General features: G+C 40.0%; 8 protein-coding genes, 16 tRNA genes and 2 rRNA genes. 24 read left to right on the top strand and 2 right to left on the bottom strand.

The window, feature by feature from the left end; genetic code table 11:
• From KSU66_RS16480 to ytxJ, 22 genes are all read left to right on the top strand, one after another.
• A 23S ribosomal RNA gene (locus KSU66_RS16480) occupies positions 1 to 136 on the top strand; the annotation flags it as partial.
• A 173-nt stretch (positions 137 to 309) separates the two neighbouring features.
• Positions 310 to 425: ribosomal RNA gene (gene rrf / locus KSU66_RS16475) — 5S ribosomal RNA — on the top strand.
• Positions 426 to 477: 52 nt separating this feature from the next.
• Positions 478 to 552: transfer RNA gene (locus KSU66_RS16470), tRNA-Asn, on the top strand.
• 3 nt (positions 553 to 555) lie between these two features.
• Positions 556 to 647: transfer RNA gene (locus KSU66_RS16465), tRNA-Ser, on the top strand.
• 31 nt (positions 648 to 678) lie between these two features.
• Positions 679 to 753, top strand: a tRNA-Glu gene (locus KSU66_RS16460).
• 12 nt (positions 754 to 765) lie between these two features.
• Positions 766 to 841 (top strand) — tRNA-Val (locus KSU66_RS16455).
• A 97-nt stretch (positions 842 to 938) separates the two neighbouring features.
• A tRNA-Met gene (locus KSU66_RS16450) sits at positions 939 to 1,013 on the top strand.
• Positions 1,014 to 1,050: 37 nt separating this feature from the next.
• Positions 1,051 to 1,125: transfer RNA gene (locus tag KSU66_RS16445), tRNA-Met, on the top strand.
• Between the two features lie 4 nt (positions 1,126 to 1,129).
• Positions 1,130 to 1,205 (top strand) — tRNA-Asp (locus KSU66_RS16440).
• A 62-nt stretch (positions 1,206 to 1,267) separates the two neighbouring features.
• Positions 1,268 to 1,343: transfer RNA gene (locus KSU66_RS16435), tRNA-Phe, on the top strand.
• A gap of 34 nt (positions 1,344 to 1,377) precedes the next feature.
• Positions 1,378 to 1,462 (top strand) — tRNA-Tyr (locus KSU66_RS16430).
• A gap of 79 nt (positions 1,463 to 1,541) precedes the next feature.
• Positions 1,542 to 1,612: transfer RNA gene (locus tag KSU66_RS16425), tRNA-Trp, on the top strand.
• 24 nt (positions 1,613 to 1,636) lie between these two features.
• Positions 1,637 to 1,712, top strand: a tRNA-His gene (locus tag KSU66_RS16420).
• A gap of 23 nt (positions 1,713 to 1,735) precedes the next feature.
• Positions 1,736 to 1,811, top strand: a tRNA-His gene (locus KSU66_RS16415).
• A 10-nt stretch (positions 1,812 to 1,821) separates the two neighbouring features.
• A tRNA-Gln gene (locus KSU66_RS16410) sits at positions 1,822 to 1,893 on the top strand.
• A gap of 8 nt (positions 1,894 to 1,901) precedes the next feature.
• Positions 1,902 to 1,976, top strand: a tRNA-Gly gene (locus KSU66_RS16405).
• Positions 1,977 to 1,985: 9 nt separating this feature from the next.
• Positions 1,986 to 2,059: transfer RNA gene (locus KSU66_RS16400), tRNA-Cys, on the top strand.
• Between the two features lie 41 nt (positions 2,060 to 2,100).
• Positions 2,101 to 2,181 (top strand) — tRNA-Leu (locus KSU66_RS16395).
• Positions 2,182 to 3,278: 1,097 nt separating this feature from the next.
• Positions 3,279 to 4,631, top strand: coding sequence for a sugar porter family MFS transporter (locus KSU66_RS16390; protein WP_269052546.1), 1,353 nt, complete (start codon positions 3,279 to 3,281; stop codon positions 4,629 to 4,631).
• A 443-nt stretch (positions 4,632 to 5,074) separates the two neighbouring features.
• Positions 5,075 to 5,335, top strand: coding sequence for an SHOCT domain-containing protein (locus KSU66_RS16385; protein WP_269052545.1), 261 nt, complete (start codon positions 5,075 to 5,077; stop codon positions 5,333 to 5,335).
• 62 nt (positions 5,336 to 5,397) lie between these two features.
• Entirely contained in the window at positions 5,398 to 5,886 is a 489-nt protein-coding gene (locus KSU66_RS16380; protein WP_269052555.1) for a CueP family metal-binding protein, read from the top strand.
• 197 nt (positions 5,887 to 6,083) lie between these two features.
• Positions 6,084 to 6,410, top strand: coding sequence for a bacillithiol system redox-active protein YtxJ (ytxJ, locus tag KSU66_RS16375; RefSeq protein WP_269052544.1), 327 nt, complete (start codon positions 6,084 to 6,086; stop codon positions 6,408 to 6,410).
• Positions 6,411 to 6,686: 276 nt separating this feature from the next.
• Here ytxJ and KSU66_RS16370 read toward each other — a convergent pair whose 3' ends face one another.
• Together KSU66_RS16370 and KSU66_RS16365 are read right to left on the bottom strand one after the other, a co-directional pair.
• Positions 6,687 to 7,202 (bottom strand): hypothetical protein, encoded by a 516-nt coding sequence (locus KSU66_RS16370; RefSeq protein ID WP_269052543.1) that lies wholly within the window; start codon positions 7,200 to 7,202, stop codon positions 6,687 to 6,689.
• Between the two features lie 28 nt (positions 7,203 to 7,230).
• Positions 7,231 to 7,923, bottom strand: a complete 693-nt coding sequence (locus KSU66_RS16365) for a B3/B4 domain-containing protein (RefSeq protein WP_443029002.1) — start codon at positions 7,921 to 7,923, stop codon at positions 7,231 to 7,233.
• Positions 7,924 to 7,980: 57 nt separating this feature from the next.
• Here KSU66_RS16365 and queG point away from each other — a divergent pair, with 57 nt between their 5' ends.
• Together queG and trmL are read left to right on the top strand one after the other, a co-directional pair.
• Positions 7,981 to 9,189, top strand: coding sequence for a tRNA epoxyqueuosine(34) reductase QueG (gene queG / locus KSU66_RS16360; RefSeq protein ID WP_269052541.1), 1,209 nt, complete (start codon positions 7,981 to 7,983; stop codon positions 9,187 to 9,189).
• A complete protein-coding gene (gene trmL / locus KSU66_RS16355; protein WP_269052540.1) occupies positions 9,156 to 9,629 on the top strand; it encodes a tRNA (uridine(34)/cytosine(34)/5-carboxymethylaminomethyluridine(34)-2'-O)-methyltransferase TrmL in 474 nt (157 codons plus the stop codon). The genes queG and trmL overlap by 34 nt, the downstream gene beginning before the upstream one ends.
• Positions 9,630 to 9,694 lie beyond the last annotated feature (65 nt).

The raw sequence follows: 9,694 nt of genomic DNA, 5'->3' as shown, positions 1-9,694 counted from the left end.
AAGCCCCCTTCAAGATGAGATTTCCCATTACGCAAGTAAGTAAGATCCCTCAGAGAAGATGAGGTTGATAGGTCCGGGGTGTAAGCACGGCGACGTGCGTAGCTGACGGATACTAATTGATCGAGGACTTAACCTACTAAAGTTAAAAAGGTAAATGTACGATCTATAATTTCAGGTCTTGATTACCCTGAATTGTGAACATCAATGTCCAATTTATCCGGTTTTGAACGAATGAAATACAACAATTTACAAAAACACTTGATATTTTAATTATGTTTGGTATAATTAATCTTGTCTTGCTAAATACAGTCTAGTGACGATAGCGAAGAGGTCACACCCGTTCCCATCTCGAACACGGCAGTTAAGCTCTTCAGCGCCGATGGTAGTTGGGGGATTCCCCCTGCAAGAGTAGGACGTTGCTAGTCTTTATTCCGCAATTATACGCTGATGGTATAGCGCATTTGTGAATAGTGTTATTCCGCAGTAGCTCAGTGGTAGAGCAATCGGCTGTTAACCGATCGGTCGTAGGTTCGAATCCTACCTGCGGAGCCAATTGGAGAGCTGTCCGAGTGGCCGAAGGAGCACGATTGGAAATCGTGTAGGCGGTTTACGCTGTCTCAAGGGTTCAAATCCCTTGCTCTCCGCCAGATTTACTTCTATACATACTTTTTTTAGTAAGGCCCCTTGGTCAAGCGGTTAAGACACCGCCCTTTCACGGCGGTATCACGGGTTCGAATCCCGTAGGGGTCACCATTTATTTACCCAGGAGGATTAGCTCAGCTGGGAGAGCACCTGCCTTACAAGCAGGGGGTCGGCGGTTCGAGCCCGTCATCCTCCACCAAGTTTTTTAAAACATGTACTCTGTGTTTTAAAGAAACATCATCTAATAACACTCTTAGAGATACTAAAAACACATAAAGTAAGCTATATAATATTGTCGCGGGGTGGAGCAGTGGTAGCTCGTCGGGCTCATAATCCGAAGGTCGCAGGTTCAAATCCTGCCCCCGCAACCAATTTCAAAATATAATAAAATAACTATGATAATATTGTCGCGGGGTGGAGCAGTGGTAGCTCGTCGGGCTCATAATCCGAAGGTCACAGGTTCAAATCCTGTCCCCGCAACCAAAAAGGTCCCGTGGTGTAGCGGTTAACATGCCTGCCTGTCACGCAGGAGATCGCGGGTTCGATTCCCGTCGGGACCGCCATTTTTATTAAACTTATGATTTGAGTTAGATTGAGAACTTCTCAATCGACCCAAATTGACAGTGGCTCAGTAGCTCAGTCGGTAGAGCAAAGGACTGAAAATCCTTGTGTCGGCGGTTCGATTCCGTCCTGAGCCACCATTACAATTTTATTTTACTAGTATGTAAATACTTTGGTGGGGTAGCGAAGTGGCTAAACGCGGCGGACTGTAAATCCGCTCCCTCTGGGTTCGGCAGTTCGAATCTGCCCCCCACCACCATTTTTCTTCAAAGAATTATCAGCACGTATTTCATGTTGGAAACAACATAACAAATGTTTCAAAGTAATATTGTTATTCTAGGGGTATAGTTCAATGGTAGAATAAAGGTCTCCAACACCTTCGATGTGGGTTCGAATCCTACTACCCCTGTTATTTTTATTGTAATTTATTGTGGCGGCTGTGGCGAAGTGGTTAACGCATCGGATTGTGATTCCGACACTCGGGGGTTCAATTCCCCTCAGCCGCCCCATTTTTTCTAAATATTATATTACGGCGGCTGTGGCGAAGTGGTTAACGCATCGGATTGTGATTCCGACATTCGGGGGTTCAATTCCCCTCAGCCGCCCCATTTATATTTTTGGGGTATAGCCAAGCGGTAAGGCATCGGACTTTGACTCCGTCACTCGTTGGTTCGAATCCAGCTACCCCAGTTGTTTTTGCGGAAGTAGTTCAGTGGTAGAATACGACCTTGCCAAGGTCGGGGTCGCGGGTTCGAATCCCGTCTTCCGCTCCATTTTCTTTAGGCGGCATAGCCAAGCGGTAAGGCAAGGGTCTGCAACACCCTTATCACCGGTTCGATTCCGGTTGCCGCCTCCATTAATTTTCTTATTACGAATATAAATAAATATATATCTTTCGCCCGAGTGGTGGAATGGCAGACACGTCGCACTCAAAATGCGATGCCGCAAGGCGTGCCGGTTCAAGTCCGGCCTCGGGTATCAATAGTTCTTATACTTTTAAGTTAAATAAGTCCTAAAACATCTACAAATGTTGAAATAACAACATTTGTAGATGTTTTTTTATTTGGTTCTATAATATTTGTTGGGGTATTGATACAACTCGTGCATATAAATCTTAACATGAATATTCCAGGATTAAAAGATGTAATCATTGAAAATATTGAGGAAGTTGGCGATTGGACTTTTCTTTATGTATCGCTTCATAAGAAGCCACATACTTGTCCAGACTGTGGCCCAAATCCTTTAGGTAAGTTCTTTGCAAAGCCCCAAGTCTGTTCTAGTAAGTACCACAATCTGACCAAAACCCATACCTGTAGATAGAGCAAGTAAAACAATACGTAGTAGTCTAAACCCTTATCTAAACGGCTGACAAGCTCGTTAAATAGCTAAGGTCTTTCTCTTATGATTGCTTCGCTTGAATATTCCACGTTAAAGTAACTTTCCTTGTAAAGTCAAAGTGAATAATCATGTCTTCTACTGCATTACGTATACAAGACCTACAATGATAATTTAATTCCTCCACTGTTTCTTTACTTCGAGTGCTGCCCTAGTAATTAATAAATGCTTGATAATCTTGCCGAGTGATTTTTGGCAGGGGGATATCTTTAAAGTACGCTTCTACTATTTCTAGAGATCGCCCATAATGATATTTTGTTTGACCTTTATATTCATTTTACATAAATCTATCCACTTCTTGAAGTACCCAGCAAAAGGTTGCTCCAAGAAGTTAACTAGAATTCCTTTCCATAAACTTGTTTCAACTTCTACTACTCCCAGAAAGAAGTAGCAAAATCTATGTCGACTCGTCGAATTACTTAATCACGTATGCGAAACTAGTGCAGCTAAATAAGAAAGTTACAGAAATTTTAATATACTGGGTTATTCTTAAATTAAATGTATAGTAAAATAACTATTAATATGGTAAAATTAGTTAGATAATAAAATTAATTAACTAAGTGGAACGAGTACATAATAACGTTATTTATTTTATTAAAAAATCAAAAGACAATTGCAGTTAAATTGACTAATTGGAAACATATTCTGTGATTAATACAAGGCGAGAAGGGGTTAGGTTAATGGGTGGTAATGTTAATAATAAAATAATTTTTATCTTTGGAGCATTAGGAGGCTTACTCTATGGATTTGACATGGGCGTTATTTCAGGGGCATTGTTGTTTATTAAAAATGATATTCCTCTAACAACCTTCACTGAGGGGTTGGTAGTGAGTTCCATGCTATTCGGTGCGATTATTGGTGCAGGATTTAGTGGTCCTTTATCCGATAAATTCGGACGACGTAAGATGGTGTTCATGATATCTATTATCTTTGTAATTGGTTCAATTGCCCTGGCGCTTGCTCCAAATATGGAAATGCTTGTTATCGGCCGATTCATTATTGGTTTGGCTGTCGGGGGGTCAACTGCAATTGTACCAGTATACTTAGCTGAAATGGCGCCAACAGATCAGCGTGGGTCACTTGGTTCACTAAACCAGTTGATGATTACGGTTGGTATTCTTTCCTCTTACCTAGTGAACTACGCTTTCGCAGATGCGGAAGCATGGCGGTGGATGGTAGGTTTAGCTGTTGTTCCTTCATTTATTATGATGATTGGTGTGCTATTTATGCCAGAAAGTCCAAGATGGCTATTGGAGAACCGTAGTGAAAAGGAAGCACGTAAAGTAATGAGGTTAACCAGAAAACCTGAGGATATTGATAAAGAAATTCAGGAAATGATTGAGATTAATAAAATGTCGGAAAGCGCATGGAGTGTGTTGAAATCTGCATGGTTGCGCCCAACGCTCGTAATTGGTTGTGGATTTGCTTTATTACAGCAGATTATCGGTATCAATGCGATTATTTACTATACACCATCAATCTTAAGTGAAGCGGGATTAGGTAGTTCGGCTGCCATTCTTGGCACGGTGGGTATTGGTATAGTAAACGTGGTTGTAACAATCTTTGCAATCATGATTATTGATAAAGTTGATCGTAAAAAGTTATTGGTTATCGGAAATATTGGTATGGTTGCTTCCTTACTGACTATGTCAGCGCTGATTTGGACAGTTGGATTAGATACAAGTTTTGGGGCATGGATTATTGTGGGGTGCCTAAGTATGTTTATTGTATTCTTTGCATTTACTTGGGGACCAGTTTTATGGGTCATGCTTCCAGAATTATTCCCAATGCGTGCTCGTGGAGCAGCAACAGGTATCGCAGCACTCTCGTTATCAGTTGGTAGCTTGCTTGTAGCCCAGTTATTCCCAATGATGTCAAAGGCATTCGGAATTGGGCAGGTATTCTTGATCTTTGCTGCAATTGGTATCGTAGCCATGATATTTGTTATCAAATACCTACCTGAAACCCGTGGAAGAAGTCTTGAGGAAATTGAAGTAGATTTACGTAGACGGGCATCGGCCAAAGGAGTTTAGCTCGTAAAAGACATAGTTAAAAATTGAAAGTATATCTAAATGGCCTTAGCCCCAGATTTAATTGGGCTAAGGCCATTTAATTATTCTCCCCTGACATGGCAAGTAGTGCTACTATAGGAAAATGATACAACCATAATATTCTTTATCCTGTTCATTCTTATTAGGAGCGGTACGTCATTATTATTTTAAAAAGAGCTCCAGTGCAGCACCGGCGCTCAGTAATTACTATAATTATTCCCATGTGTTAAGCTAGCCGTATAGAACCTTCCTGATATAATTAATAAATAGGCGCTTACCCGACATGAATAATAAAGTCCGAAGTTTACAAAGGAATTTAAAGTAAGGGCTAGAGCTAGAATGATGACCAGATATTGGTGAGCAATAGGCAATGTTTTCTTTAATGAACGGGACGGGTCTAAATTATAAATAGAGGAGTGAATTTAATGGGGTTTCGGCATGGACCAGGATCACAACACATGATGGGCTATGGAAATTACGGTTTCTTTTGGATTGTGATTACAGTCGTTCTTCTGTTAATCATTTTTGTGTTAGTTTATAAACTATTTAAAAATAATAAAGGTTTACCAATGGAAATTGAAAAGAGTAATAAGGCACTAAATATTTTAAAGGAAAGATATGCCGGAGGTGAACTGACCGACGAAGAATTCACACGGAAAAAAGATTTATTGGACAAAAACAACTAAAATAATACAGATAGGTAGTGAAAAAAGTGGGATTCAAGAGAATTTCAATACTAGTATTTATTATGGCTTTATTGGTAGGATGTAGCAGTGGAAATAATGAAACAGAGTATGGCAACACAACAGACATTAAGAAATTAGTTAACGATTATACGGTGGGCAACGTAGAAGCTGCATCCGCATCAATTACATCTTCTGAACTTATCGTGACAGATGAAAATGAAGAAGTAACAACATACGAGCTTGAGGGCGAAGAATTCTTTGTATCGATTGCTCCGTTTATCAAACAAACACATCCATGTGATATTCATAGTTTAACTGGGTGTCAGGGCGAGCTTGTTCAAGAAGATTTTAATGTGCATATAGAAGATTCAAAAGGCAACATTATTCTTGATGAAAAGAAACGAACAGAAGCTAATGGATTTATCGATTTATGGCTACCCCGTGATGAGACTTTTAATGTGATTATCACACAGGGTGATAAAGAATCAACATCCAAAATTTCGACGTTTGATGGCGATAACACTTGTATCACAACTATGCAATTAGGATGAGAAAATAAATTTTACACAAGTACTAGAAAAGCAGATGGTTATGGGCTACGAGAATATATCATTGAACTTAAAGGCCGGGAATTAGTATGGGGAAGGGGTTCGGGATAATACTATCCCGATCTCCTTTTCCCTTTTATAGAGTATGCTAGGGGAGTTAGATGTAAAAATAGGATATAATTTTGGAGGTTGAGTACATATTGAAACGTATAAGTTCGGTCGAAGCTTGGCGGGAGTTATTGGAAAAGTCGAATGAACAACCTTTTCTTCTATTTAAATTCAGTATGACATGTGTAAGTAGCTTGTCTGCTAAGAAGGAATTGCAATCACTTGAAACGGAACTACCTATATATATGGTCGTTGTGCAAATGGATAGACCTGTTTCAAATGTGATTGAAACAGATTTAGGTGTAAAACATGAATCGCCTCAGCTATTAATTTTGAAAGACGGAAAAGGAATTTGGCAAGCTACTCACTATAAAATCAAGAAAAAACTTTTACAAGATGCAATTAATACCTACATTTAATGAACAGGATTCTATAGGCTAAATTATGTTCAAATAAAATTTACCAACATCAAAAATAATTCAACCAAAAAAATCGCTCCTAACCGTCGAAACGGAAGGAGCGATTTTCATAGAGGGAGACCAGATGAAGCTACTAAGTGTTTTTATACAATTGCCATGTATGGTTATTAGTAATCGGTCACAAAATAAATGGTAATAGGTCATTGGTTTACCAGCATTTATATATGATTGGTCCCCACTCTACGCCTTGGTGAGGAGTCTCACCTAACCAAGGGGTTAAAAATACTGACTATCATCAAAGGCTAGTGTGACCGAATAGTTTTTAGCATTAATCAAATTAGATAATCGGTGTGCATCCTTTTCAGCTTGTAAGGATTTGACACGATATTGTTCGGGATCAAATAGTGCAACCTGATAGACAGTTGTGTTGTCTGCATAGCCGTATTGGATCTCTTCTTTTTCGGCAGTTGAGAGCTCTTTATAAAAATGAGCTTTTGCTCGAAGTTGAGTTGCCAGTTCAATCGCTTCGACAATAGGAAGTTTTTGATTTTGGAATTCAATTTCATTGTCGATATTTGCACGATACATGAGGCGGTCCAGTACACGATTATCTAAGCGTACGCCGTCTAATTCCATATCTACGACTTCAAGTGTGCGCGTACCTCTAACCGGTGACATTCCCTTTTCAACTGTGGCGAAGGCAACTCGGCGCATTTCTTCTTCAAGTTCGTGAATCCGTGTTCTTAATATGCTTTTTAATTTAACAGCTTCTGCCAGTGTTATGTTAGCCATCTATTAATTCCCTCCAACGAAAAAGATATTAGTTTACTTTAATAGAAACCATCTCGTTATTCAAGACATATGAGTGAACGTCCCCACCGCTTACATTAGTAAACATATTGCCGGCCGCTGTTGTTAATTCAAGCGCTTCGTCAGCATCAAGTGATGGGCGTAGGAAGAACACTTGAAATATATTAGCCGTTTCCTCTGTCACTGCGGTGCGTGTAGAATCGATGTATGGACTTCCAAAAGGACCTGTTTCATCTGAAAGGACAAGCATGTTTTTTAATGAATTAAAACGACCATTTAGCCCATCGTAGCCTGTATCTTCGTTTCCAAGGCTGAGCGTAACGTTACCATTAAGCTTGTCTGCGTCGTAAATACCAATGGGCATTTCATATTGCAGTGAAAAAAAGCTATTTAGATCCACCGCTAAGTGATAGGGTTCTAAGTAGTTTAGCTTTTTAATTCGGCGCATGAGTGCTTCTAGGGAGTGACGATGGCGACTTGGGTCTGAACCGAAGGCTTTCCAAACATCTCGCCATTCCTTAACACCTGGAAAATCGGTAAGTGGTTTATCCGCAAGATCGAAATAAAGGTATTCCTGAAATAATTGTAAACGTCCTTTAATCATTTGAGGCGATTCTGAGACGATAGTTTTGGTATAATGGTTTATACCCAATTTTAAGTTGGGAACTGTTTCAAAAAGTACTGGATCCATTTCAAATTTCACTGTCATCATCCTTTGCATAATATTACTTCATTTTAACATAGAGAAAGGTGATTCTGTATGAACACAATCGAATTACAACAAGCAATAAAAGAGTATGCAGAATCAATTGGTATCGACAAGATTGGTTTTACGACTGCAGCACCGTTTCGAGAGCTAAAAAATCGTTTGGTACGCCAACAGGAGCTTGGTTATCAGTCCGGATTTGAAGAAAAGGACTTGGATAAACGAACGGAGCCCGCGCTACTTCTAGATCAGGCGGAGAGTATCATTGCAATTGCTATCGCCTACCCATCGCGCATGGAAAATTCACCGAGAGGGAAGAAAGGGGAGCGCCGGGGCATCTTTTGCCGAGCTTCCTGGGGAACTGATTACCATACGGTCCTAAGAGCAAGGTTGAGGCTTCTAGAGGCCTTTATCATAGAACATGTGCCGACCGCGAGAGTGAAGTCCATGGTGGACACAGGTGAGCTTTCTGACCGGGCCGTGGCAGAACGAGCTGGCATTGGCTGGTCTGCAAAAAACTGTTCGATAATTACACCTGAATTTGGTTCATATGTCTATCTAGGTGAAATGATTACGAACATACCATTTGAGCCAGACGAGCCAATGGAAGATGAATGTGGAGATTGTACCCTTTGCCTCGACGCATGTCCAACAGGTGCACTTATAGTAGGGGGACAGCTGGATGCAACGCGATGTATTGCATTTCTAACACAAACTAAAACAACAATCCCAGAAGAATTTAGGGATAAAATAGGGAATCGAGTATACGGTTGTGATACGTGTCAGACGATATGTCCAAAGAATCGAAAAAAGCATAATTTACATCAAGAGGTATTTAAACCAGATCCAGAACTTGCGAAACCACTTTTACAACCGATTCTTAGTTTGTCCAATCGCCAATTTAAAGAGCGATTTGGTGAAGTGTCGGGCTCATGGCGTGGAAAAAATCCGATTCAGCGTAACGCGATTATTGCACTTGCTCATTTCAAAGAAGAAGCTGCGGTACCAGAACTTGTTGGAATGCTTCAGAATGATCCAAGACCAGTAATGCGTGGTACAATTGCTTGGGCACTTGGCAAAATAGGGACAGAGGAAGGCTTTGTCGCAATGGAAAAATCTCTTGTGACAGAAGATGATAGTGACGTACGGATTGAACTTGAAAAAGCATTAGATGGATGGAAAAAAAAACAACTGAGTAAATACCAACCTATAATAGAGGACGTGCTGAAATGGCGATACATGTTGCATTATTTGAGCCGGTAATCCCGGCGAATACAGGAAATATAGCACGGACGTGCGCAGGAACAGGAGTTAAGCTACATCTGATTAAGCCATTGGGATTTTCGACAGAAGATAAAATGTTGAAAAGAGCCGGACTTGATTATTGGAGTAGTGTTGATCTTGAGTACCATGACGGGATTCGTGATTTATTTACAGCATACCCAGACGCGGTCTTTTATTTCGTGACGAAGTTCGGTAAGCAACCATATTCTGACTTCGATTATTCTAATGAATCGACGGATATATTTTTCGTTTTTGGGAAAGAAACGACTGGTTTACCAGACGATATCATTGCTGAAAATGAAGAACGGTGCTTGCGTATTCCTATGAATGACAATATCCGTGCACTCAACTTATCAAATACAGCAGCAATACTTATTTATGAAGCACTTCGCCAACAATCATTTCTAGAATTAAGTTAATATCATTTAAAAAGTAATTCTGTTGTGATATATTTTAAAAGTGTTTCTTAATTATTACGTATGCT

The organism is Sporosarcina sp. G11-34, assembly GCF_026931025.1.
The sequence above is the reverse complement of the archived record's forward strand: the minus strand, read 5'-3'. Positions and strand labels throughout refer to the sequence as shown.